The 25,921-nt window shown below is 32.4% G+C and carries 27 protein-coding genes; 15 read left to right on the forward strand and 12 right to left on the reverse strand.

What is annotated here, in order from left to right:
• Nucleotides 1-8 precede the first annotated feature (8 nt).
• The 14 genes from CELAL_RS06195 to CELAL_RS06260 all read left to right on the forward strand — a co-directional run bounded on the left by CELAL_RS06195 (nucleotide 9) and on the right by CELAL_RS06260 (nucleotide 15,610).
• Nucleotides 9-767 carry a tetratricopeptide repeat protein gene (locus CELAL_RS06195; protein WP_013550046.1) on the forward strand — a complete coding sequence of 253 codons (759 nt, stop codon included), beginning with the start codon at nucleotides 9-11 and terminating at the stop codon, nucleotides 765-767.
• 49 nt (nucleotides 768-816) lie between these two features.
• Nucleotides 817-1,134, forward strand: a complete 318-nt coding sequence (locus tag CELAL_RS06200; protein ID WP_013550047.1) for a hypothetical protein — start codon at nucleotides 817-819, stop codon at nucleotides 1,132-1,134.
• A 71-nt stretch (nucleotides 1,135-1,205) separates the two neighbouring features.
• On the forward strand, nucleotides 1,206-2,798 hold the full coding sequence (locus CELAL_RS06205; protein ID WP_013550048.1) for a SulP family inorganic anion transporter: 1,593 nt from the start codon (nucleotides 1,206-1,208) through the stop codon (nucleotides 2,796-2,798).
• A 6-nt stretch (nucleotides 2,799-2,804) separates the two neighbouring features.
• Entirely contained in the window at nucleotides 2,805-3,623 is an 819-nt protein-coding gene (locus CELAL_RS06210; protein WP_013550049.1) for a universal stress protein, read from the forward strand.
• A gap of 37 nt (nucleotides 3,624-3,660) precedes the next feature.
• Nucleotides 3,661-4,287 carry a carbonic anhydrase family protein gene (locus tag CELAL_RS06215; protein ID WP_013550050.1) on the forward strand — a complete coding sequence of 209 codons (627 nt, stop codon included), beginning with the start codon at nucleotides 3,661-3,663 and terminating at the stop codon, nucleotides 4,285-4,287.
• A gap of 95 nt (nucleotides 4,288-4,382) precedes the next feature.
• A complete protein-coding gene (locus CELAL_RS06220) occupies nucleotides 4,383-5,009 on the forward strand; it encodes a carbonic anhydrase (RefSeq protein ID WP_013550051.1) in 627 nt (208 codons plus the stop codon).
• A gap of 96 nt (nucleotides 5,010-5,105) precedes the next feature.
• A complete protein-coding gene (locus CELAL_RS06225) occupies nucleotides 5,106-6,980 on the forward strand; it encodes a SulP family inorganic anion transporter (RefSeq protein WP_013550052.1) in 1,875 nt (624 codons plus the stop codon).
• A gap of 167 nt (nucleotides 6,981-7,147) precedes the next feature.
• Nucleotides 7,148-8,167, forward strand: coding sequence for a phenylalanine--tRNA ligase subunit alpha (gene pheS, locus CELAL_RS06230; protein ID WP_013550053.1), 1,020 nt, complete (start codon nucleotides 7,148-7,150; stop codon nucleotides 8,165-8,167).
• 51 nt (nucleotides 8,168-8,218) lie between these two features.
• A complete protein-coding gene (locus CELAL_RS06235; protein ID WP_013550054.1) occupies nucleotides 8,219-8,614 on the forward strand; it encodes a hypothetical protein in 396 nt (131 codons plus the stop codon).
• Between the two features lie 135 nt (nucleotides 8,615-8,749).
• On the forward strand, nucleotides 8,750-9,265 hold the full coding sequence (locus tag CELAL_RS06240) for a GbsR/MarR family transcriptional regulator (protein WP_013550055.1): 516 nt from the start codon (nucleotides 8,750-8,752) through the stop codon (nucleotides 9,263-9,265).
• 12 nt (nucleotides 9,266-9,277) lie between these two features.
• Entirely contained in the window at nucleotides 9,278-10,411 is a 1,134-nt protein-coding gene (locus CELAL_RS06245) for an efflux RND transporter periplasmic adaptor subunit (protein WP_013550056.1), read from the forward strand.
• A gap of 22 nt (nucleotides 10,412-10,433) precedes the next feature.
• Nucleotides 10,434-13,571, forward strand: coding sequence for an efflux RND transporter permease subunit (locus tag CELAL_RS06250; RefSeq protein WP_013550057.1), 3,138 nt, complete (start codon nucleotides 10,434-10,436; stop codon nucleotides 13,569-13,571).
• 5 nt (nucleotides 13,572-13,576) lie between these two features.
• A complete protein-coding gene (locus CELAL_RS06255) occupies nucleotides 13,577-14,992 on the forward strand; it encodes an efflux transporter outer membrane subunit (RefSeq protein WP_013550058.1) in 1,416 nt (471 codons plus the stop codon).
• Between the two features lie 15 nt (nucleotides 14,993-15,007).
• On the forward strand, nucleotides 15,008-15,610 hold the full coding sequence (locus CELAL_RS06260) for a TetR/AcrR family transcriptional regulator (protein ID WP_013550059.1): 603 nt from the start codon (nucleotides 15,008-15,010) through the stop codon (nucleotides 15,608-15,610).
• Nucleotides 15,611-15,651: 41 nt separating this feature from the next.
• On the opposite strand, the gene CELAL_RS22330 is transcribed toward CELAL_RS06260, so the two are convergent.
• The 10 genes from CELAL_RS22330 to CELAL_RS06300 form a co-directional block, all read right to left on the reverse strand.
• Nucleotides 15,652-15,789 (reverse strand): hypothetical protein, encoded by a 138-nt coding sequence (locus tag CELAL_RS22330; protein WP_013550060.1) that lies wholly within the window; start codon nucleotides 15,787-15,789, stop codon nucleotides 15,652-15,654.
• Nucleotides 15,790-15,897: 108 nt separating this feature from the next.
• Nucleotides 15,898-16,143: a DUF6090 family protein gene (locus CELAL_RS22845; RefSeq protein ID WP_407636752.1), complete on the reverse strand. Its 246-nt coding sequence runs from the start codon at nucleotides 16,141-16,143 to the stop codon at nucleotides 15,898-15,900.
• 109 nt (nucleotides 16,144-16,252) lie between these two features.
• The gene (locus CELAL_RS06265) at nucleotides 16,253-17,527 is read right to left on the reverse strand and encodes a hypothetical protein (protein ID WP_013550062.1); all 1,275 of its coding nucleotides are present in this window, start codon (nucleotides 17,525-17,527) and stop codon (nucleotides 16,253-16,255) included.
• An 11-nt stretch (nucleotides 17,528-17,538) separates the two neighbouring features.
• Entirely contained in the window at nucleotides 17,539-17,985 is a 447-nt protein-coding gene (locus CELAL_RS06270; protein WP_013550063.1) for a hypothetical protein, read from the reverse strand.
• Nucleotides 17,986-18,511: 526 nt separating this feature from the next.
• A complete protein-coding gene (locus tag CELAL_RS06275) occupies nucleotides 18,512-19,048 on the reverse strand; it encodes a hypothetical protein (protein ID WP_013550064.1) in 537 nt (178 codons plus the stop codon).
• A gap of 139 nt (nucleotides 19,049-19,187) precedes the next feature.
• Nucleotides 19,188-19,955: a hypothetical protein gene (locus CELAL_RS06280; protein WP_013550065.1), complete on the reverse strand. Its 768-nt coding sequence runs from the start codon at nucleotides 19,953-19,955 to the stop codon at nucleotides 19,188-19,190.
• A gap of 508 nt (nucleotides 19,956-20,463) precedes the next feature.
• Nucleotides 20,464-21,168 carry a hypothetical protein gene (locus tag CELAL_RS06285; protein WP_041557977.1) on the reverse strand — a complete coding sequence of 235 codons (705 nt, stop codon included), beginning with the start codon at nucleotides 21,166-21,168 and terminating at the stop codon, nucleotides 20,464-20,466.
• A gap of 416 nt (nucleotides 21,169-21,584) precedes the next feature.
• Complete coding sequence (locus CELAL_RS06290; protein WP_013550067.1) at nucleotides 21,585-22,457, reverse strand: Abi family protein; 873 nt, start codon at nucleotides 22,455-22,457, stop codon at nucleotides 21,585-21,587.
• 143 nt (nucleotides 22,458-22,600) lie between these two features.
• Entirely contained in the window at nucleotides 22,601-23,068 is a 468-nt protein-coding gene (locus CELAL_RS06295) for a CYTH domain-containing protein (RefSeq protein ID WP_013550068.1), read from the reverse strand.
• Nucleotide 23,069: 1 nt separating this feature from the next.
• Nucleotides 23,070-23,735 carry an NAD(P)H-binding protein gene (locus CELAL_RS06300; RefSeq protein WP_013550069.1) on the reverse strand — a complete coding sequence of 222 codons (666 nt, stop codon included), beginning with the start codon at nucleotides 23,733-23,735 and terminating at the stop codon, nucleotides 23,070-23,072.
• Between the two features lie 28 nt (nucleotides 23,736-23,763).
• Here CELAL_RS06300 and dinB point away from each other — a divergent pair, with 28 nt between their 5' ends.
• Complete coding sequence (gene dinB / locus CELAL_RS06305; RefSeq protein WP_013550070.1) at nucleotides 23,764-24,864, forward strand: DNA polymerase IV; 1,101 nt, start codon at nucleotides 23,764-23,766, stop codon at nucleotides 24,862-24,864.
• 53 nt (nucleotides 24,865-24,917) lie between these two features.
• On the opposite strand, the gene CELAL_RS06310 is transcribed toward dinB, so the two are convergent.
• Together CELAL_RS06310 and CELAL_RS06315 are read right to left on the reverse strand one after the other, a co-directional pair.
• Complete coding sequence (locus CELAL_RS06310; protein ID WP_013550071.1) at nucleotides 24,918-25,298, reverse strand: plastocyanin/azurin family copper-binding protein; 381 nt, start codon at nucleotides 25,296-25,298, stop codon at nucleotides 24,918-24,920.
• Between the two features lie 51 nt (nucleotides 25,299-25,349).
• Nucleotides 25,350-25,886, reverse strand: coding sequence for a carboxymuconolactone decarboxylase family protein (locus CELAL_RS06315; protein ID WP_013550072.1), 537 nt, complete (start codon nucleotides 25,884-25,886; stop codon nucleotides 25,350-25,352).
• Between the last annotated feature and the right edge of the window lie 35 nt (nucleotides 25,887-25,921).

Raw genomic sequence — 25,921 nt, forward strand, 5'->3', positions numbered from 1 at the left:
ATAAAAAAGTGAAAAAAATACTATTCATATTCATATTATTCATTGGCTTTCTAGGGTATTCCCAGAACGCAAAATTATTTGATGCAGCAAACACAGCTTATAATGATGGTAAATATGAAGTAGCAGAAAAAACGTACCTAAAAATAGTAGATAATGGAGAAGCCTCTTCAGAACTTTATTTTAATCTAGGAAACGTTTATTACAAGGAAAACAAAATTGCTCCTAGTATTTATTATTATGAAAAAGCACTCCTCTTAAAACCCAATGATTCTGATATAAAAAATAATTTAGCTTACGCCCAAAATATGACTTTGGACGCTATAACTACTGCACCTGAAACAGGTTTCGCAAAATTATACAAGAATACAACCTCATTTTTTTCCTTTGAACAATGGGCGTATAGTAGTGTAATCTTGATGTTCCTTTTTGTTCTTGCATATCTATTATATTACTTCTTAGCTAACGCAACATTAAAAAGAATTTCTTTTATTTCCTCCTTGGTATTTTTAGTCATTGCACTAGCATCTATCGCTTTAGCTTATTTAAAGTATGGAGAATTTAAAGACGACCAACCCGCTATTGTTTTTGAAAAAGAGAGCTCTATACAAGCTGAACCTAATGGCAGAAGTACGGAGACATTTAAATTACATGAAGGTACTAAAGTAATGGTTTTAGAAACCCTAAATGACTGGAGTAAAATTAAAATTCCTGACGGGAAAACAGGCTGGATTCCTACAAGTGAAATTAAAATGTTAAAAGATATTTAAATATTTCTTAACACTTTTTAATAGTAATACTATTATATTTGCAACTGCTATGTTAAGAATTTCAAGAAATACTGTTCAGTTTATATTGCTCGTTTTTTGGCTTGTTGCCTTGACAGCGCCTACTGCTATTACATTTCTTGATGATGAATCTTCTGTACTTGTGAATAATATGAACGAAGAAGAGCAGCAAGAGCAACATCAATGTAAAAAAATCAATGAAGTAGAAAAATTTATCGCTTCAGATTTTTCTTATCGTCTTTATATTTCTGATCAAAGAAATGTTTCTGTCAATGACAGATCTACACTAAACAATTCACTACATACAGCTAAAATTATACTCCCACCTCCCGAGGTAACTTCTATTTAATCCCGAGTATTTTTTATTTTTTTTGTCAACCTGCCTTTTCCAAATCTGAATAAAGGCATAATTAATTATGTATGTTTAAAACATTAAAAAACGACTTGCCTGCAAGTGTCGTTGTATTTTTCGTTGCGTTACCTTTATGTTTAGGTATTGCACTCGCTAGTGGAGCTCCTTTATTTGCTGGAATTATTGCCGGTATTGTAGGAGGTGTAGTTGTAGGAGCATTATCCGGCTCTAAAATTGGAGTTAGTGGTCCTGCTGCCGGATTAGCAGCCATAGTATTAACAGCAATAGGTACACTTGGCGGATATCAAAACTTTTTAGTTGCCGTAGTAATTGGTGGTGTCATTCAAATTATATTCGGACTTCTTAAAGCAGGGATAATAGGTTACTATTTTCCTTCATCTGTAATTAAAGGAATGCTAACTGGTATTGGTATTATTATCATTTTAAAACAGATTCCACATTTTTTTGGCTATGATCCAGATCCAGAAGGAGATTTTGCTTTCTTTCAAGTAGATGGAGAAAATACTTTTTCTGAAATTTTCAGAGCAATTAACAATATCAGTTTAGGCGCAACAATTATTGCTATCATAGGCTTAGCAATACTAATATTATGGGATAAAGTTTTCTCTAAAAAAGGAAAGTTTTTTCAAATAATACAAGGGCCCTTAGTGGCTGTAGTCCTTGGGATTTTATATTTTGTATTTACAAAAGACAACGAGGCATTTGGTATTTCGGCTAAACATTTAGTGAGTGTACCTATTCCAGAAGATGCGGCATCATTCCTTGCACAATTCAAATTCCCTAACTTTTCAGCAATAACAAATCCTGAAGTTTGGATCACTGGGTTTACCATTGCCTTGGTTGCTAGTTTAGAAACCCTACTGTGTGTAGAAGCATCAGATAAAATAGATCCAGACAAAAATGTAACCCCAACCAACCGTGAGTTATTAGCGCAAGGAACAGGTAATATTATTTCAGGACTTATTGGTGGTTTACCAATAACCCAAGTAATTGTTCGTAGTTCTGCAAACATTCAATCTGGTGGTAAATCTAAATTATCTGCCATTATACATGGTTTATTATTACTTATTTCCGTAATCCTTATTCCAACATTATTAAACATGATACCGCTTTCTGTATTAGCATCAATTTTATTTATTGTTGGTTTTAAATTAGCAAAACCATCTTTATTTATAAAAATGTATGGAATGGGTTGGAAACAATCTGTACCATTTTTTGCAACTGTTTTTGGCATTGTTTTTACAGATTTATTAATAGGAATAAGTTTAGGCTTAGCCGTAGGAGTTGTTGTTATTCTTTTAAAAAGCTACCAGAACTCTCACTTTCTTCATATTGAAGATAATAGCAACGGAAAGCACAAAATTAAAATGACTCTTGCTGAAGAAGTTACCTTTTTCAACAAAGGGGCTATTTTAAAAGAACTAGATAGTTTGCCACGAGATACTTATTTAGAGTTAGACCTTTTAAAAACGCGTTATTTAGATAATGATATTATTGAAATTTTAGAAGACTTTTCAATTAAAGCAAAAGAAAGAGGTATTGATATAAAGCTAGTTTCTAAGCGTGGTGTTGTAGAAAACCCTACCAGCTATGTTGAATTCTTTAATGAAAGACCTAAATCAGATTTAAGTTTAAGCTAGACTATTATGAAAAATACTACCTACAAAATTTCGGTACTATTGGACTTAAAAAATTCTAGTACAGCAGCTTTAAAAAGCACTGCAAGCTTAGCAAAAATAATCAATGCAAAAATTGAATTATTTCATATTCAAAAATCGACTGAATTGGTCGATATGGAGAGCCAGCTATCTGCGAAGAGAGCTATTAACGATTCCTATAGGATTACGGAAAATAAATTAAAAAAAATAGCAGTCGAACTCTCAAAGACATATGGCAGTGCAATTGAATACTCATTTACTTCCGGAAATGTAAAGCGTGAAATAAAACAGTATTTAAAAGATACAAAGCCAGATATAGTGGTCTTAGGGAAAAAGAAAAGGAAAATTTTAAAACCCATAGGCGATAACTTTACCTCTTTCATGTTAAAACAGTACAAAGGGGCAATTTTAATAGCAGACTTTAAAAATAGTTTTGAGCCAAATAACGAGTTATCTTTAGGTTTGTTCAATTATGAACAGCTGCCAACTTCTATAAGTTTTCTTCCGGAATTAATGGCTCATATAAAAAAACCTTTAAAATCATTTAAAATGGGCAACAATCTAGAGCATTCAAAAGACCCACAAATAACTCCTATAGATACGGTTGATTTTGTTTTTGATGCGTGTGAAAATGTACCGGAAACACTTTCTAAATATGTAGCTATAAATGAGGTGAATTTATTGTGTATTGAAAGACCTAGTAAAGGCAAAAAATCTACTACCCTTCAAGCCAATTTAAAAGACATCATAAATACTATAAACGTGCCTTTACTGATTACAGGAAGTAAAGAGCTCCATTTAACTTAATCCTATTTCAACAAGCTATAAATAAAATAAAAAATATATGAAAGCACATACTAAAGAAACACAATCAACAATGTCTCCTCAAAAAGCATTGGACTTTTTAAAAGAAGGTAATCAACGGTTTCAAAATAATTTAAAAGCAAATCGTAATTTACTAGAACAAGTAAATGATACCAGTGAAGGTCAATTTCCTTTTGCAACCATATTAAGCTGTATAGATTCTCGTGTTTCTGCCGAGTTAGTTTTTGATCAAGGGCTAGGAGATGTTTTTAGCATCCGTATTGCAGGTAATTTTGCTAACGAAGATATTCTAGGAAGTATGGAGTTTGCTAGCAAGTTAGCAGGGACAAAACTTATTGTAGTTCTTGGTCATACCAGTTGCGGTGCTATTAAAGGAGCCTGTGACCATGCAAGAATGGGTAATCTAACGGCACTAATTAATAAAATAGAACCTGCAGTAGCTGCGGTTAAAGAACCACAAGACGAAAGTTTAAGAAATTCTAAAAACTTAGAATTTGTAGATGCCGTTTCTGCTGAAAACGTTTTACAAACTATTAAAAATGTTAGAGAGCGAAGTCAAATTTTAGCCGATATGGAAAAGCAAGGCGAAATAAAAATAATTGGTGCTATGTATGATCTATCAACGGGTGCGGTAGATTTTTATTAGTCTTACACACACCATAGTAATTTCAAAATGGCTTACCTTGTGGTAAGTCATTTTGTTTAATAGAGTATCTTTCCAACCAAATAAATCCTGAACAAATGAATCTTGATTTTGTATTCGAAAATAATAAAAAATGGGTTAACGACAAGTTAAGCGAAAACACCAATTATTTTGATGAAATGGGAAAAGGTCAAAACCCAGAATTATTATACATTGGCTGCTCAGACAGTAGGGTTAGCGCAGAAGAATTAATGGGTTTAGAACCCGGTGAAGTGTTTGTACATAGAAATATTGCAAATATGGTTATAGGAACAGATTTGAATGCCATGTCTGTGGTTGAATATGCTGTAATGCATTTAGGTGTAAACCATATTGTGGTATGTGGCCATTATGGATGCGGCGGAGTCAAAGCAGCTATGCAATCTAAAGATCTAGGGATTCTTAATCCATGGCTTAGAAATATCCGAGATGTATATCGCATTCATAAAAAAGAGCTAAATGCGATTAAAAATGAACAAGATAAATATGAACGCCTAGTAGAATTAAATGTTGAAGAACAATGTGTAAATCTTATTAAAACTGCAGCGGTACAAAAAGCCTATAGAGATCATGGTTTAAAGGTACATGGCTGGGTGTTTGATATTCATACAGGGAAATTAATCGATTTAAAAATTGATTTTGAAGGTATTCTCGGTAATATTATGGAGATTTACCACTTAGACTAAAACCAGCTAAGTATTTAATTTAAAAATAATTAGCTCAGGGAAAACTTCAAAATTGTTTAAAAATAAAGCCACTATAGTTTCACGAAATTTATTTCTATGAAGAATTTATTTTCTAATTTTAAAGGAGACCTTTTTGGAGGCATTACTGCAGGTATAGTTGCACTACCGCTAGCACTAGCTTTTGGTGTCAGCTCTGGTTTAGGGCCGAGTGCAGGCTTGTATGGCGCTATATTTATTAGCTTCTTTGCTGCAATATTTGGAGGAACAAATACACAAATATCTGGTCCTACTGCACCTATGACAGCCGTTAGTATGGTTATAATTGCAGGAATCATTGCAATTAATGATGGGAGTGTTGAAAAAGCGCTACCAGCCATTCTAACGGTTTTCCTTTTGGGAGGTATCATGCAGATAGGTTTAGGGGTACTAGGTCTCGGTAAATACATTCGTTATATACCCTATCCAGTAGTATCTGGTTTTATGACCGCCATAGGTCTTATCATTATCATTACGCAAACACTGCCTACCTTAGGGTATTATCCAAAAGATGACATAGAATTTGTTGATCAATATAAGCCACAAGCAGAAGAATTTATTTTAAAAAATATTTTAAAAGAAGAAGCTGGTGAAGGTATTTTAGTTTTAGAAAACTTTGAAGAAACGATCAACAGATCTAATGAAATTACACCAGAAAGTATTCAGAAAGAGGCGCAGACTTTAGCTAATTCAGAAACTAAAGGTGCATTAGGTGCTTTAAAGGTTATCCCTCGTGCATTACAAAATATTAATTGGCTAGAATTTGGTTTAGCATTAGCAACTATATTTATTATTTACGGTTTTAAGCGAATAACCACAGTAGTACCAAGTACGCTAGTGGCATTGCTCGTAGTTTCTGGTATTGCCTTTGGCTTTGATTTGAATTATAGGCCAATAGAGCAGATCCCTGCAGGATTTCCTATGCCTAATTTTAAAATTTTCACAGAATTTAGTCTAGGGAGCGTTACTCCGTATTTCTTTTCTGCATTGACCTTGGCTCTTCTTGGAGCTATTGACTCATTGTTAACCTCGGTGGTAGCAGATAACATGACCAAGACAAAACACATCCCAAATAAAGAATTGGTAGGACAAGGAATTGGAAATAGTATTGCTGCACTTTTTGGCGGGTTACCAGGTGCTGGAGCCACCATTAGAACCGTAGTAAATATTAATTCTGGAGGTAAAACAAAGCTATCTGGAATGATGGCTGGGATATTATTATTGTTTATTCTATTAGCCTTAGGGCCAGTAGCCTCAAAAATACCCGCAGCAGTTTTAGCGGGCATACTAGTGACAGTTGGAATTAGCGTTATGGATTATAAAGGATTAAAAGCAATCCCAAGTTTACCTAAAGATATTAAAATAGGACCGATAAAGTTAAGTTCAGAAGTTATTGTTATGATCGTGGTAATGCTGCTTTCTACATTCTGGAATTTAATTTATGCTGTAGGCATTGGTTTGGTAATTGCCTCATTAATGTTTATGAAAAAAATGGGCGATTTAACTGCGGAACGTTCCGACGTAAAATCATTAGAGGAAGAAAAAGCATGGTCAGATGAAATTGATTTTCCTAAAAACTTAAAAGAAGAAGTTTTTATTAAACATTTAAAGGGACCTTTATTTTTTGGATCTACAAGTGAATTTCAACAACTAGCAAATCAAATTCCAAAAACAGCATCAACCGTAATTATTAGAATGGGCCGTATGCAGTATATGGATCAATCGGGATTATATACCTTAGAAGATGTTTTAATCGATTTAAAGAAATCTAATATAACGATTCTCTTTGTGGGAGTTTTAAAACAACCAAGATACATGATGGAGCGGGTAGATGTCATTCCAGATTTAATTCCTGAAGCACACATTTTCAAAACCTTTAATGAAAGTTTACTTTGGGTAAAAGAAAATATTAAAGACACTACAGGTACTTCTTAAAAAACCGCACTATTAAAGTACTTCATTTAACCCTTACCTTTCTAAGGGTTGAATTATTTAAAATAATACACTAAAAACACACAATTTCACTGCTGATTAAAAAACTTTAAAGCAGTTCGCTATACTACTCCCATAAAAGTTTTAAATTTGTCGGCTAGTCCATTGTTATGATTGATAAAATAAAAGAACATATTGCTGAAATTGAAAAGTTTACTTCCGACTCTAAAGAGGCGGTAGAAAGCTTAAGAATTAAATACCTTGGTAAAAAAGGACTTTTAAATGATTTTTTTACGGAATTTAAAAATGTACCAAATGATCAGAAGAAAGAATTTGGGCAAACCATCAATCAGTTAAAGACAATTGCTACTGAAAAAATTAACAAGCTTAAAGAAGCTATAGAAGATAAAGTTGATGACAAAGGTGGTTATGGTGACTTAACACGCCCTGGAGAACCTGTTGAATTAGGTTCAAGACATCCAATATCTATTGTAAAAAATCAAATAATTGATATCTTCTCTAGAATAGGTTTTAATGTTTCTGAAGGTCCAGAAATTGAGGATGACTGGCATAATTTTACAGCATTAAACCTGCCAGAATATCACCCAGCACGTGATATGCAGGACACCTTCTTTATTCAAACAAATCCTGATATCTTACTACGTACACATACCTCATCGGTACAAGTACGCTATATGGAAGATAATAAACCTCCAATAAGAACTATTTCTCCGGGTAGAGTATATAGAAACGAAGCTATCTCCGCTCGTTCTCATTGTTTTTTTCATCAAATAGAAGGATTGTATATTGATAAAAATGTTTCTTTTGCAGACCTTAAACAAACATTACAGTTTTTTACTACTGAGCTTTTTGGTAAATCTAAGATTAGATTGAGACCTTCTTACTTCCCCTTTACTGAACCAAGTGCAGAACTAGATGTGTACTGGGGATTAGAGACAGAAGCAGACTACAGAATCACCAAAGGAACAGGCTGGTTAGAAATTGGAGGTTGTGGTATGGTAGATCCTAATGTATTGACCAATTGCGGCATAGATCCTAATGAATATTCTGGTTTTGCTTTTGGTGTGGGTATTGATCGTATTGCAATGCTACTACACCAAATTACAGATATCCGACTTTTAAGTGAGAATGATGTTCGCTTTTTAGAGCAATTTAAATCTGCACTATAGCATAAAGTAAAAGTATATTTTTAGTAAAAACCCTTCTAAAGGAACCTACTCTTGAAAAAAGATATTGATATCCCTGTTGTTGAAGACGTTTATGTTGCCATTGTTTATGAATGGGATGACGAAATGTTGACTAAAGTTTGGAACGCCTATTTAATTAACAATAAAGAGACTGCAATAGAAATGGCTATTATAGTTTCAAACGGTTCTAATGATACAGATAAGACAGCCACTATTAGACATGGCTTAGGAACTTTAGAAGGCAAATCATTTAAAAAATTTGAACCGTTGCAAGAAGAAATCTTTGCTCTGGACAACGTTTTTTCACTTTCCTTTTTCTCCAATAATAGGTTATTTGACAAAAAATATATTTTCAAAAAAAATACCATTAGCAGTAAAGCACTCACAACCATACCTTTGATAGGTAAAGAAGGGATAATCACTCCGTAAATCTTAAAATTTTCATAAAAATACATTTTTAAGTTCTTTTGGTTCGGTTTGTTCCGAACTAATAAATATATTTGCACAGAATTTTACTGTCCATGGATTTTTATACCCAAAAAACAGTAGGAAATAAATTTAAAAATGGCAAATAGTATATGTAAAGAAAAAATGTCTTTAGTTGAAAAACTGGGGGTGCATTTAGAAAATAGAGAACAGCTGGCACCGGTTGCCGCACGTATCCTATCCTATATTATTTTAACTGGTAAAAAAGGAGCTACGTTTGAGGACATGGTAACCATTCTTTGTGCTAGCAAAAGCACTATTTCTACACACATTAATCACTTACAGGATTTAAAAAAAATTGAGTATTTTACAAAGACGGGAGATCGTAAAAAATATTTTATTATAAACGCAGACACTATCATTCAGCATGTTGATAAAATGATAACTGATTGGAAAGAAATACGTGAATTACACCTAGAAATAAAAAACTACAAAGACAATCAAAATAATAAAAGTATTGAAAATGAAGAGGAAAAATTTGATTTAAATTTTCATAACGATTATATAAAATTTATAGATGGCGCTTCTGCTTCTATTGAAGAATTAAGAGTAAAATTAATTAAAGTTAAAAACAACAAACAAATCGATATTTAAACTAAGCACAAAATGAGACATAATAAATTATTAACGATACTAGCAATAACCCTACTTTTAGTCGTTTCAAGTTGCGGAGGCAATGGAGAACAAAAAGCTGCAGCGCCAGCGGGCCCTGCTCCTTCTTTCCCTGTAGTTGAAATGCAAACTAAAACCGTAACAGGATATCAAGAATACCCAGCAAATATAGAAGGTATTGTAAACAGTGATGTTAGAGCAAAAGTATCTGGTTATATTCAAAAAGTATTAGTAGACGAAGGACAAAAAGTACGTAAAGGTCAGGTGTTATTTAAATTAGAAACACAATCTCTAAGTCAAGATGCAGGTGCAGCAAAAGCTCGTATCAACGTAGCTCAAGTAGAAGTAAACAAGTTAATTCCTCTTGTAGAGAAAAACATTATTAGTCCTGTACAATTAGAAACCGCCAAAGCAAATTTAGCACAAGCACAAGCAAATTACAGCAGTGTATCTGCTAGTGTTGGTTATGCAACCATTAAAAGTCCTGTAGATGGCTACGTTGGTGCCATTAACTTTAGAGAAGGCGCCTTAATTAGTCCAAGTGATAGTATGCCATTAACAACAGTTAGCGAAATTAGTCAAGTGTATGCCTTTTTTAGTTTTAACGAAGCTCAGTATATAGATCTTTTACAAAGATCTGAAGGAACTACAAAAGCAGAACGTATTAAAAACTCGCCAGATTTAAGCTTAGTTTTAGCGAACGGGAAAATTTATTCTGAGACTGGACGTATTCAAACCAGTACTGGTCAGATCAATGAAAATACGGGAACTATAAAAATAAGAGCCGCTTTTAATAATCCAAATGAAATTTTAACCAATGGAAACAGTGGTACAATTAGATTTCCAATAGAATATAAAGATGCTATTGTGCTACCCCAATCATCAACATATGAACAACAAAAAGACATTGTTGCTTTTATAGTTGATAAAGACAACAAAGTACAATCTACTATTCTAAAAGTACAAGGTACAGTGGGTAATTTATATGTGGTAGAATCTGGACTTAAAGCTGGTGATAGACTTGTTGTTTCTGGAGTTGGGAAATTAAGAGATGGTATGGCCATTACTCCACAAGACACCCCATTTGATGAGGCTATTAAACCGATAGAGGTTTTATTTAAGAATTAACAAATTATAAACTTATTTAGTTATGTTAAAAACATTTATTGAAAGGCCAGTGCTTTCAACAGTAATCTCTATTATCATAGTAATACTTGGTGTCATCAGTATATCAAGCTTACCTATAGAGGAGTATCCAGATATTGCGCCACCTACCATTAAGGTAACAGCGTCTTATGCAGGAGCCAATGCAGAAACCGTTTTAGAGAGTGTAATTATCCCTATCGAAGAACAAATTAACGGTGTAGAAGGTATGAGTTATATTACCTCTACTGCATCTAACACCGGTGCTGCAGAAATTACCGTTTACTTTAATCAAGAAGTAGATGCAGATATAGCTGCGGTTAACGTTCAAAACCGTGTATCTAGAGCAAATGCATTACTACCACAAGAGGTTATACAGACCGGGGTAATCACACAAAAGCAAGAAACGAGTGCGTTAATGTTTATCTCTATGTATTCTGAAAATGAGAATTACGATGCGACATTCATTCAGAATTACTTGAAAATAAATGTGGTACCTGCAATGCAACGTATTAGTGGTGTTGGAGATGTTAGTTTATTCTCTCAACAAGATTATGCGATGCGTATTTGGTTGAAACCTGAAAAATTAGCAACATACGGTTTAATACCTTCAGATATTACTGCAGCTTTAGCCGAGCAAAACTTAGAAGCTGCAGCAGGTACTTTAGGGCAGAATAATGGGGAAGCATTCTCCTATACATTAACCTATAGCGGACGTTTTAAACATGAACAACAATATGCCGATATAGTTATTAAAGCTTTAGGTAATGGAGAGTTTCTTCGATTAAATGATGTAGCTACTATTGAGTTAGATGCACAATCTTATGCTGCTAACGCTATGAGTATGGGAAATCCTGCCGTATTTATGGGTATTTTCCAAACCAAAGGTTCTAATGCAAGAGAAATTATTGAGAATATCAAAGTTACACTAGAAGATGTAAAAAAAGACCTTCCAGAAGGTTTAGATATTTTTGTGCCTTATGATACTAGTTTGTTTTTAAATGCCTCTATAGAAAAGGTAATTAGCACCTTATTAGAAGCGTTCCTATTAGTGTTCTTAGTGGTATTCCTATTCTTACAAGATTTCAGGTCTACATTAATTCCAGCAATTGCGGTTCCGGTTTCTATTATAGGTACGTTCTTTTTCTTGAATGTTTTTGGATACTCTATTAACCTATTGACACTATTTGCGTTAGTTCTTGCCATTGGTATTGTGGTAGATGATGCTATTGTAGTGGTAGAAGCGGTGCATGCCAAATTAGATGCAGGCGAAAAGAATCCTAAAAAGGCAACCTTAGTCGCCATGAATGAAATATCTGGCGCCATTATATCTATTACTTTGGTAATGGCAGCAGTGTTTATTCCTGTAACGTTTATAACAGGACCTACAGGTGTATTCTATGAGCAATTTGGGGTTACTTTGATTATAGCTATTTTAATATCAGCCGTGAATGCATTGACTTTAAGTCCTGCATTATGTGCATTATTATTAAAAGGACATAAAGATGATGAAGAGTTAAAAAGCAAAAGCCCATTAAAACGATTTTACACCCTTTTTAACCGCGGATTTAATGCCACTATAGACCGATACGGAAAATCGCTTCAGTTTTTATATAAAAGAAAGTGGATCTCTCCGGTATTATTAGTGATTGCAGTTGCAGGTATATACTGGGCATCTCAAACAACACCAACAGGATTTGTACCTAATGAAGATAGAGGTATTATTTTTGCAAATATTGCCTTACCAGAAGGTGCTTCTTTAGATAGAACAGATGCTGTTTCTAGAGATTTGTACAGTAAAATAAATGGTATTGAAGGTATTGTTGCCGTAAACTTTATTAAGGGTAGAAGTTTAATTAATGGACAAGGGAGTAACTATGGTTTTGGAATTATAAAATTAGCAGATTGGGCAGACCGTGAAGATGCTGCAACCTCAGTACAAGCCATTACAGGTAAACTATTTGGTGTAGCGGCAGGAATAAAAGAAGCTAATATCATATTCTTCTCACCTCCTAGTATTCGTGGTTTTGGTAACTCGGCAGGTTTTGAGGTGAATTTATTAGATAAGTTTGGTGGAGAATTCAAAGATTTAGATCAAGCGAATAAAGACTTTGCCATGGCTTTAATGAAGCACCCAGAAATAAAATATGCGCAATCTTCTTTCAGTACAAATTACCCACAATACGAAATGGAAGTGAATGTGCCTTTAGCAAAAGAAAAAGGGGTACCTATTAACAGCATTTTCTCTACACTACAAGGGTATATAGGTGGTATTTATGCTTCAGATTTCTCTAGATTCGGGAAGCAATTTAGAGTGTATATTCAAGCGTTACCAGATGACAGAGCTGATGTTGATGATCTAAATAGTATGTATGTACGAACAGATTCTGGTGAGATGACTCCTATTACGCAATTTGTAAAACTAGAGCGTGTCTACGGGCCGCAATCAGTAACCCGTTTCAACCTATTTAATTCTACAGCTATAACTGGTGCTACCAATGATGGGTTTAGTACAGGTGATGCTATTAGAGTTATTGAAGAGGAAGTTAGCAACTTACCAAATAATTACACCATTGCTTATTCTGGTTTAACGCGAGAAGAAGTAAGTGCAGGAAGCCAAACAATTTTCATTTTTGGTTTAAGTATTCTCTTTGTATACTTTTTATTAAGTGCACAATATGAAAGTTACTTACTCCCATTTGCTGTAATTTTATCATTGCCATTTGGAGTATTTGGCGCCTATATAAGCACCAAATTATTAGGGTTGGAAAACAACATCTATTTCCAGATTTCTTTAATTATGCTTATAGGACTACTCGCCAAAAATGCCATACTTATTGTAGAAATTGCCTTGCAGAAACGGAAAGCTGGCGAAAGTATCGTTGAGGCAGCTATTGATGGCGCTAAATCTCGTTTGCGTCCTATTTTAATGACCTCATTTGCCTTTATTCTAGGGTTAATGCCATTAGTATTAGCTAAAGGTGTGGGATCTGAAGGAAATAGATCTATTGGAACAGGTGCCGTTGGAGGATTACTCATAGGAACCCTTTTAGGTGTCTTTGTTATTCCAATATTATTTATATTATTTCAGTGGTTACAAGAAAAAATTTCTAGTAAACCCGAAGTACAAACTATTGAAGCATAAAAATTATGAAAACTATTATAAATCGTAAAAACATAACTAAAACCATGCTCTTAGGTGTGGTTTTAGTAACCCTTCAAGGTTGCTTTGTTGCAAAAGACTACAAACGTCCAGAATTAGCAGAAACTGAAGCACTTTATCGCACCGATAATTTACCTATGGATAGTGTTTCTATGGCTGATGTTTCTTGGAAAACCATGTTCACTGATACCTATCTGAGTGAATATATAGAAGAAGGATTAGAAAACAACATGGATATCCGTATTGCTATTCAGCAAATGATAGCTGCCCAAGCATATGCAAAACAAGGAAAAGCAGGGTATTTTCCAACATTAAGCGTTGGACCTAATTACACACGACAAGAATTTTCAGAAAATAGCCAATTCGGGTCTCTATTTACTGGAGGTTTAGACACGTATGACGTTACAGCAGACTTATCTTGGGAAGCTGATATATGGGGAAAAATAAGAAGCAATAAAAGAGCATCACAAGCAGATTATTTACAAAATGTTGCAGGGCATCAAGCCGTAAAAACACAATTGATTTCTAGTATTGCAAATACCTATTATAACTTATTAGCTTTAGACGCCCAATTAAAAGTAACTAAGGAAACCATAGCAACTAGAGAAAGTGGTGTAGAAACTATTAAAGCATTAAAAGATGCTGGACAGGTAACACAAGTTGCCGTAGATCAAAACGTAGCGCAATACAATAGTGCCAGAGCATTACAAGTAGATATTGAAGCTGCTATATTTAAAACAGAAAACACTTTTAGTATTTTACTAGGTAGAACCCCTCAAGAGTTTGAAAGAAGTAGCTTAGATACGCAAAGTATTGATCAAGAAATGAAGCTGGGCGTACCAACAACATTACTGAGAAATAGACCAGATGTTATGGCTGCAGAATATGCGTTAATTAAAGATTTTGAGTTAACCAATGTAGCGAATAGTAGTTTTTATCCATCGCTTACTTTAACCGCTTCTGGTGGTCTACAAAGTTTAGAGTTAGATAAATTGTTTAATGCCAACTCATTATTTGCGACGATAGTAGGCGGATTAACACAACCACTTTTAAATCAAAGAAAATTAAAAACTCAAAAGGAAGTTGCCCTTGCTAATCAAGAAACCTCTTTATTAAATTTTAAGAAAACCTTATTGGTTGCAGGAAGTGAAGTCTCTAATGCTTTGTACTCTTATGAAGCCGAAACTAAAAAATTCGAATTTAGAAAGAATGAAGTTGAAGCGTTACGCACAGCCGAAGCAAACTCTGAAGAATTACTTAAAAACGGTTATGCGAACTATTTAGATCTATTAACCGCAAGACAAAGTTCATTAAGCGCAGAACTTAATATCATAGATAGTAAATTAAAACAATTAGTTGCTATTGTAGATTTATACGAAGCACTTGGTGGCGGATGGAAATAATTATTTATTATAAACATGATAAATAAAGATCGATTTTTAGAAATAGCCATATCCAAATTCACAAGATTTGGATGTAAGAGATTTACCTTAGATGATTTAGCTCACGAGATGGGTATTTCTAAAAAAACGATTTATGAAAATTTTGATACAAAAGAAACTATAGTTAATGATAGTTTAGATTTTCTCTTAAAGAAGATTGAACTTGAAATTATAGCAATTACAACTAAAAAAGGAGCAAACCCAATCCTGTCTATTATTGAAATCTACAGGATTGGATTTCTTTATGTAAAAAGTATTAGTCCAACTTACATTAACGGATTAAGAAAATACTACCCAAAATCTAATACGCTGTATTCCGATTTTAAACTGCGTTTTACACATACGTATATTAAAGGTTTATTAGTAAAAGCTCACAAGAGCAATCTAATAAAAGCTACCATAGACATTGATCTTACTTGTGATTTATACTTTGGTAATTTAGAAAACCTAAGTTTAATAGCATCCAATTTATATGAGAAATATACTGTTGATGAAATTCTGGAACACCTTATCATTACTTATTTAAGAGGTATTGTTACAGAAGAATATTTAAAAGAGAATGATCTTTTAATCCCTTAGCTACGCAATCAATTTTAAGTGATTCAATTCTATTATTTTTACTAAGAATCAATCTGTTGCCATGTCCTCAATTTGTTGTTTAATTCTTTTTCTGCATTAATAATATCTAATAGCATTAATCTTAATACTTGTTTTTTATCAACTCCAGTTTCTTTTGTATTTGAGTAAATGAAATTCATTAAATTTTAGAATTAGAAATAGCTTTCCAAGAATTTATTTTAATGGTAGGTAACTGAATTCCGTTGACCTTCATCACGATATCAAATACTAAATTTTATCATCTTTTTTTAAATATCAAGGAAATTAATAAAAGATTTTTGAAATACAATAGTATCAATAATGTCTTCCGTTGTTTCAGATGACTCTTTCTCAATTGAAAAAGAAATTTGTTCAAAGTACTTTCTATCTTTTCGATTCTCATTCCAATTATTAATCGACATGGCTATTAGAATTCCAACTAGTACTGGAATTATTACTTTGATAAGTGCTTTAATATTATCTTCATTTGAGCTTAGTACGGTTATTTTTTTAATATTTAGAGTGCTGCATAGTGCAGAAGCAAGAAAATTCTTAGTTGTGTACTAAACTAAAATTTACTGGTTATCAAGAAAGCAGATTTTGTATGTTTTTTATATAATACCATTACCTTATTATTTTTAACTCATTAGATCCTTTGGGCTCGTAGAGATAAAAATTAAAAGGATCATCATAATTTTCTTCTTCAAAAATTATCATTTCTTTAGTGTCCTTTGGGTGGCAATATATTAATTTACCGTTGGTACTAAAATCAATTTCAAAGTCTTTAGAAACTGTATGATTTACATATACACTTCGCTCTATTAAGTTGCCCCACAAAATTCTAGCAGTTAGAAATGTGGTATCATAATTCACTTGCTGAACTTCAAATTGACGCTGATAAAGCATGGAGTTAAGCATTTGCTCATCGTTTTCTAAAATAGCTTTCCCTAGTTTATTATATAAGGCAATTACCTTTTCTTTAAGTTTTTTTTCTTTTCTTAAGTCACTACCATTTGTCCATGCCTCAGGGTAATACGGTAATTCAGAATTAAAAGAAGTTTCAAAAACAACAGTTTTATCTCCAAGAAATCTACCTTCAATTATTTTAACATCTTCATTAATGCTTTGATCTAAAATAGCGGCAGAATAGTACACCTTTTCATTATAATCTGGCTCACGTTTAGCTATTATTTTTACAGATGTAACGTTACTAGTTATATACTTATTTAAATGAAGTCTGTCGTAGGTATAGTTTTCTTCAATTTTAATACCATTTATAAAAACATCATAAATAGAATGCTCTGTAGATGAAGAAAGCACATAATCTGGCTGCTTTTTAAATTTTTTTATTTTATGATGAATTTTTGCAAGTGGTATTTTGTAAATAGGTTTAAAGTCTATTTTTAAAACAGCAAAGTCTTTATCTCCTAATAAAGCTAGGTTTTCGCCATTCACAAATTTTACTCTTAAATTAATCGTCTCAGTTTCTTTTTCCCAATCGTAGCTTCTATCATTATAATAAACTGGTGTTAGTCCGTTTTCAGATTCTATTTTTTCTAATAATTTTTTACCAGAATAATTTAAGGTATCTGTAGTTAGCTTTATGCTATTGTTGGAAAATATAGCTTCGGCAATAGGTATACCAGCATAATGCATTCCTTTCACATAAATTTTTGAACTATATATACCACGAGAACTGGTAACTATATCGTCTACCACTTTAGCATCCTCTATAAACTCCAGTAACATACTACTACGTGTTTCTTTATGCTCATCCATTATTTTTAACAATAGCTTTTGCAAATCTGGGCTAGATTTTATTTCAGAAAAATTGTAGTTGGTTTGACTATTAATAGCGGTACTCATTAGTAAAATGAGTACTATGATAAAGTTTTTCATTCAATATGTTATTATTCATGAAGGGTTATAAAGAACCATTCAAAGGTGTTAAACTCCCCATCTATTTTGTTTATACTAAGAACTATACTGCGCTCATTAGTATCCCACCTGTAGTCGCAACTGTAGCCTCTATCATTTAATTCTGGAGCACCATACGTTTCTATTAGCTTAGACCTTATTTTGTTAAAGTCTTCAACTTTATTAAACGGAGTTATCATTATAGCCAATTCATCAACAAAATAAGCAATTTGAGCTTCGTCTATAATTACATCATAGAAGCGTAAAAACCGATCATCATAAAAAGTGTAATTAGTGCCACTATAGGGAAGGCCTTCAAAAAACTGGGGTAAATCTGTTTTAGCGGTTATTTCTTCTAGGTTTTTAACAAGTGTGTCATAATCTATTTGTGCATAGCCAACTACAGATGTTAAAAATAAGGTTAGTGCTAGTTTTTTCATTTATTTTCAGTTTCAGCTATTCATTACAATCAGTGGTTTTGTGTAAGGTTAATTGCGTGGTTGAGCAACTAATTTAAGAAATAAATAATCTCTAAAATTTTAAATTTGGCAAGGCTAGATTCTTGCTATTATGCGTGTACATTTGGCTGACTTAGAAAATAGGTAAACGTTTTAAAGTTCGCACTAAATCTCTTATCACTCATGGGTTTTCAGCGCGTGGTTATTTATATTCGATACTCTTCCATGTAACCAGAGCCCATTTTAAATCCACTTCATCATCAAAATAGAAAAATATTTGGAAAAGTTTCAATACTAAACTCTTTTATTTTTCTAATTTTTAAGAAGACACAACACTACGGCTATTAGTCTATTGATTAGAAGTACTAGATTTTTAATTTAGATCTTTTTAGTGGTTATCTAAGATCGCGTTTTTAAGGTTACTTTTTTTGCATTAAAAAACTCCACACATTTTAAATAAAATATGTGGAGTTTACTATACGTCTTTCTATTTTTAGAACCTGAAAAATTAGTTTTTATAAGTTTCCATATCAGAATCTGCTAAAAAGTCTTTAATTCTGTACATCTTATTTATAATAGTACTGTTCCCCGTAATTGATATCTCATCTTTTAATGGTTCAGTTACATTATAGTTAATATTACTATGTGGTATAACAATATCTGTATGGACTTTAAAGTTTCCCGTGTATTTATCACCTGCTATTTCTACTTCTACTGCTTCTGGGAGCGTACTTGCACTGTTTGGATTAATAGAGTACTCAATAGCACATTCAATATATGTAGCGTTTGTACAGTTTATAAATGAAACTCCATTAATCTCTATTTCTACTTCTTTACCATCAACTCCCTTAAATTTTTGTTTTCCACTAGTACCATCTGGAACCCTTTTTAATTCACCAGGAGCTATATCGTATTTTTTTCCGTCAATTTCAACTGAAATTGCCTCATCTGTTGGGTTATCTAACCAAAGAAGTTCTCCTCCCGATCCACATGATAGGAATAAAAGGCTAATAAATACTGTTAATACTAGAATCTGTTTTTTCATAATTTGTTTTATATATAACTATTAACTTTTGTTTATTAAAATTATTGTTAACTGCCTTATATAAGATCAGTAGCGCGTAACATAAGCGATAACTACTCGGATAAAACAAAAGCTAAATTTTTAAATGTTGCCAATAATTTTAATTGATTAAATAAAGAAATAGAACTAAAATTGATAATATAATTCCAAATACTATTTTTAATGGAAATTGCGCAACACCAAAAGTGAAATTCATAATTTTTTCTAATCCTGTTGTAGCAGATGAAATTGAATTTAAATAAATTCTTAGCGCATTTGAATCTCCTTCTTTTTTATTAAGTTCTTGTGATAGCTTTTCTTCATCAAACTTTACTTTATCAGAAAATAGTGTTAAAATCTTTTTTACTATCCTTTTAACAATCCCTCCAACAAATGGTACTTTATCTGATATTACTTTTGAAATCATTGGGATTGTAACAATATGAATTATGCCTTTAAAAAGTAAACCAAGCACATCTTTTCTATTTTCTTCATTAACCTGATTATTAACTTGAATCATATCCGTTATTGCAGATTTCATGATATCTAATGAATAGTTTACAACTCCCCACATATCGGATTTCATTTTCCACATCAGTAAAAGTAATCCAACTAAGATTCCAGTAATTAAAAAGAGAATTAATCCTACAGTTCCATAAATCACATATTCAATGTGAACTAAATCAAAAATAAAGAACCCAACAATGAAAATTAGAATCGAAATTAGAAGTGGTCTAATTAGGCAATTGAATATGTATTTTGGGAAAACTAATAGTTCTACAAAGTTTTCGATAACTTCTTCATTACGGTACTTTTGCACATCAATTCCCAGTTCCTCTTTTATCTTATTATCTAATTTTTCAACATCTTTTTTTGTTCTTATCTTCATTCTTCGGATTTATATTTTTAAAAACGATTACCCTTTAGCTATGAGTCCTTAGGAAGCAAACTTGCGCTCAATTTTTTTTCGTTCTAAATGTCGAATTAAACTAGTTTATCAACATAGTAAATATACGCAAATCATTTAATTAAGTACCAGACCTCCACTTTACACATAGTGTTTATTACCTCACGTTTTTTATTCTAACGTAAGACTACGTAACGCTTCCGGTTTTATCTATCGTAAAGATTAGTGATTACTATTAATTTTGAGGGTAATTTTTTTTCGCATACAAATAGGCAAAAATCCTCTTGAAGTATCGGTTTAATTACCGCAAAAATCTGCTAAAAATGGATGTTAAATTTACCGTTTAACTTAGTCCAATTATAGGCAATATTTGTTAAGGGACATGATTTACACAAGTTAAATATATAGCAAGTTGGCCAGAAAATAAGCGGTTCCTTTCAGTTAAGCCTTAAAGTTCGCATTAGGTTTAGGCTTTGCTATATTCAGTTATTTAGAGTCCAACCCCATTTTTCCAATTACTCATAGTTGTCGGATGTTCCATATTATTTGGGTAGTGGCTATTCACGAAGCTAAGTTGTTGGACTGTTAATAAAACAAAAGAACCATCATTTGCACAGTTTATTGGGTAAAACTGTTCACTAGACCCCTGAAGTTTTAATTCGACGTTAAGCATTTCTATAAAATTCACATAGGCAATTCCCCAATCAATATCAGAAAATTGTCCGTCAAATGCTGCGTATTCATTCCCGTTTATTTCGATTGTATGTTTCCAGTTTGTTTGGTCTTGTAAACTTTGCTCATTTCCATATTCCAACTGTAGTCCTAACTTTTTAAAAGTTCTTTGTACTTGTCCTAGATATTCTGTCAAGCCTCCAACTTCGAATAATTCTTCACAATCTACCCAGAAATATCTATTGTCCATAAAATCAAGAGTTTCCGCTCGCATTGGACCTTGAAAGAAATTCAAGTCCGTGTACGCTTTTTCAAAATCAGCTTTCACTTTATCAAGCTCTAAAGAATCAGTCAATATGAAATAGTTTAGTTCTTCAAGTCCATCGACAACTTCTTTTCCATTTAGTTTTTTTTGAAGCTGTACTTTTGGGTTTTCATTTTTGATTTCAGTAGTCGAATTGTTTTGCTTAGAGTTACAGGCTAAAAAAGTGACTATAAAAGCAAAAATTAAAAGTTGTTTCATTGATCTGTAAAATTGCATACAACGTTAAGTATAAGAAACGTAGGGCAGGTTCTAAGCGATATGTTTCGGATTGGCACTAAGCCAAATAGAAATATTTTGCTTTTATCATTTTTTGTAAATGCCGAATTTTATAGTTGGCGGACTTTGTAAATAACCACAGACCTTTCGATTATACCCAAAAGCACTATGTTTAATGTTTACTTATACATTGTTATCAAACGTATTTTTAATCAGTTCAGGTGCATTTGTAATAGTGCTTTTTTATTCTTGACATAAATACTTTCAACACGCAAAAGTTAAATTAAGGCAAAAAAAAAAAACCTAGAGCACAATGTCTAGGTTCTGTATAATTTTTTATAGTGCAACACTAAAGCGTAATGAATAGCTAGGCACTTTATATTGCAAATATACAAGATTTACATCTTATAACCAATTTTATCCGTAATTATTAATTTAATCGTCTCGTTATTTTCGTATTCTTTGAACAACATATTTATTTCAATATTCATATCATTATGTCTTTCCTCAGATATGTTTTTTAAAATAAAGGATATTGTTTTGATTCCAGCATCTAATGATTGATTATTGTTGTCGTTAAATTTAGTTCTAGGGATTTTGTATATACCTTGAGGGAAATTTAAATCATATAATACTCCTGCGTGAGCACAAATATTTCGAATAAATTTTATAGTATGAATAAAATTTATAAATGTATTTAGGTTGTTTAATCCATAAAGTTTTGAAATTTCTTTTTTAAGTTCCTCACTTTTTAATGCGTTAAAAACAGTAACGATTGCTCCAAATGTCAAAAACTCAAAAGTTTTCCAAGTAGGTGCATATATATCATTTCTGTATTTTATATGGTGAAGTTTTATTTGCTTATTCTCGTCTTTAAATTTATCTGTGTATAGTTTTATATCTAGATTGTTTATAAACCAATGAGCCATTATTTTAGGATTGGAATACCATATAGGGTCTTCTTTATGTTTATTAGAAGTATAATAAATAATTTTAGTTCTAAAGTTAACCTCTATACGCTTTAAATATTTAAGTAAAACATTTCTTAAATCTACGTCTAAGTAGTAAAGGTTAATTATATTCGAAAATAACGTTCCTTTTTCAAAGTTATGGTCCTTGTCTATTTCGAAAGGAAACCAATAAAATCCAAGTCTATAATAACCGATATCTAGGAGTATTTCTTCAGCTTTTTCTTCTCCGCAATCGAAAGTCATTCCTCTTTCTTTTAAAATTACTATTTGTTCTTTTGCAGTTGTTGCTTTTTTACTCATTTTAATTTATCGTGACTTATAGTCTTAATTAAGATATAAATATATCGTTTTACTCGTCGTTACTATTCTTTTTTATTTAAATAAATTACGTTTGCTAATATTCGTATGAGTGGTAATTTCTGGTAACAATTATATACTCACTTCTACCATTTCTTAAACGGATTCTTACTTAATTGAGAATTATAATATTTTGTTATTCCAGAAACTTCTTCTCCTAACCAATTTGGTTTCTCAAAAGCTTCTTCCTCTGAGCTTAACTCAACCTCAGCCACTATCAAACCTTCATTTTCACCAAAAAACTCATCAACCTCAAAAATATGCTTTCCTACTTGTACCTCATATCTGAACTTATCAATACTACCAGGTTCTGCAATTTTTAGCAAGGCTTCTGCTTCTGGGACAGCAATCTCCTTTTCCCATTCAAAGCGAGAAACTCCTGTAGTATTTCCTTTTCCTTTTACGGTTATAAAGCCTTGATCACCTTTAATCCTTATCCTTACTGTACGCTCAGGATCAGTATTTAAAAAACCTTGTACTATTCTAGTTTTAGTGTTTGCCTCTGTTTTGTAAGCATTAGACAACACTAAAAATTTTCGTTCTATTTCAACCATATTACTGCACTAAAGCCTTTATTTTATCAGATTCTATTATAGTTTGGCTATAGTCATTATTCGCCAACCAAATCATTGCAGCTGCAATAGTTTCTGGCGCAATAGTTCTATACTTCTTTAATGAGCCTATAAGAACCATATTTAGCACTTTCATTACTTTCTTAAAGATCCATTCCCCTGTTCTTTTTTCTGTCCTCTCTCCCCCAATTAAAGAAGGTTGCAAAATAAAAGTCCTAGGAAATTTCTGTGCCAAAACAGCATCTTCCATCTCTCCTTTTACTGTATTGTAAAACACCGTACTTTTTGCACTTGCTCCTAAGGCTGAAATAACTATAAAAGTATTTACTTCGTTACTTTTTGCCACTTTTGCTGCTGTAACAGGAATACCATAATCTATCTTTTTATAGGTTTCATTATCTGGAGTTTTCTTTTTGGTTGTTCCAATGCAACAGAACACCTCATCTGCCATGAAATCTTCCTTATGTTCTTCTAAGCTTAAAAGATCTATCAAGTGTTCTTCAATTTTAGGATGAGAAATTCCTACAGAAGATCTTGAGAATAATTTTATTTTTTGATAGCGATCATCCTTTAATAAGTAATCTAATAATAGTCCACCTGTGAGTCCGGTTGCACCAAGAATAATAGCAGTCTTATCTTTTGTTTTCATCAACCTAAATATAGTTTAATTTTGCAGTATGTCAATTGATTTACCCATCAGAAAAATTATTCATGTAGATATGGATGCCTTTTACGCATCTGTAGAAGAATTGGATAATCCAGATTTAAAAGGGAAACCTTTAGCTGTAGGTGGTAGCGAAATTAGAGGTGTTGTTGCTGCAGCAAATTACGAAGCTCGTAAATATGGTGTCCGTAGTGCTATGAGTAGCGTTATGGCAAAGCGCAACTGTCCGCAAATAACTTTTGTACAACCCAGATTTGAACGGTATAAAGAGATCTCTCAGAAAATAAGAAAGATATTTTATGATTATACAGATCTGGTAGAGCCCTTATCTTTAGATGAAGCCTACTTAGATGTAACGGTGAACAAAAAAGGAAATCCTTCTGCATCACTAATCGCTAAAGAAATTAGGCAACGAATTTTTGACGAATTAGGTCTCGTAGCATCTGCAGGAATTTCTATCAATAAGTTTATTGCAAAAGTTGCTAGTGATTACAACAAGCCTAACGGACAAAAAACGGTAAACCCAGAAGAGGTTATTGAATTTTTAGAAAAGCTAGAAATTAGAAAATTTTATGGCGTAGGGAAGGTTACTACTGAAAAGATGTACAAATTAGGCATCTTTACAGGGTTTGATTTAAAACAGAAGTCCGAGATTTTCTTAACTGAAAATTTTGGTAAAAGTGGAGGGTATTATTATCATGTTGTTCGTGGCGTACATAACAGTGCTGTAAAACCACATCGTATTCCTAAATCTGTAGGTGCAGAACGTACATTTAGCGAAAACCTAAGTAGTGAAATTTTTATGTTAGAGCGTTTAGAACATATTGCCACAGAATTAGAACGCCGCCTAAAAAAATCTACTATTTCTGGGAAAACAATTACGTTAAAAATAAAATATAGTGATTTTACCTTACAAACACGAAGCAAAACATTACGCTATTATATCGCTGATAAGCATTTAATTTTAGAAACTGCTAAAGAACTTTTATACCAAGAAAAATTAGAAAATTCTGTACGCTTACTAGGCATTTCATTAGCAAATTTAAATACGGATAAAAAAGAAAAAACCGAAGATAAAAAAATGGTAACCATTCAATTACAATTCGATTTTTAATACAAAAACCCCATAAATCTTAGTTTATGGGGTTAATGCAGAAACCTAAATAATTATTTTACAGTTAACGTATTATCTGTAGCAGTTGGGTTTAAAGGACAGAAATAAACATATTCTCCTTTAGCTAATTTTGTTGGCTTAGATGTTCCTTTTAAACCTGTACCCACAGCTTTTGTAACGTATGCTGTTTGTATATGGTTTTCTGGTTTAGAAATATCTTCTCCCTTTTTTACTAATACAAAACCTACATCATGACCTACTGCGTTATTCGCAATTTCAAAAGTATAGGTACCTTCATCTACCGTAATTTGTTTTTGAGTAAACTCTCCTTTGGTTTGTTCAAGAGAAATTGTTTTGCTCATTTTCATGTCTTGCGCATTTACTGAAAATAATGATCCTAATGCAACGGCTAATACTACTACTAAATTTTTCATGTTTTTGTTTTATTTAAATGATTACTTAATTGTTATTGAACTGATTTTTTATTAAAGTGCTATACGTACTTCCGGAAAATCTACAGGTACATCTGTAGTTTTGTGTAAATAATTTGAAATGGTTTTGTCTCCTACTAATACAATAGTATCTACCAAGTTTTCTTTTGTCCAACCTGCGTTAAAGAAACTTTCTACGATAGCGGCATCTGTAGCTCCTCTATTTTCAGTTATGTTTTTTGATAATGCTGCTAAAGCATTTAGTTTCGCGTCAAAAGAGGCTTTACCAGCACGCAATTCTAAAATTTGTTCGTCTGTAAAACCGTTCATTTTACCTATTGCGGTGTGTGCTGCTAAACAATAAGAACATTCATTAACTTGACTCACCGCTAAGTTGACTACTTCTTTCTCTTTTGCTTTAAGTGATGTTTTTGCGCCACTTAGTGCTAAATAATTTTGCAATGCATTTTCGCTATAGGCATAGGTTGCATATAAATTAGGAACAAAGCCTACTGCTTTTTCTAAATTGTCAAATAAGGCCTGATTGGTACTTGATACTTCTTCTCTTTTAGGTACATTAAATGTGCTCATAATGATATGTTTTTTTTTAAAAATTAGATGCTATA

Source organism: Cellulophaga algicola DSM 14237 (assembly GCF_000186265.1).
In the GTDB taxonomy this organism is placed as follows: domain Bacteria; phylum Bacteroidota; class Bacteroidia; order Flavobacteriales; family Flavobacteriaceae; genus Cellulophaga; species Cellulophaga algicola.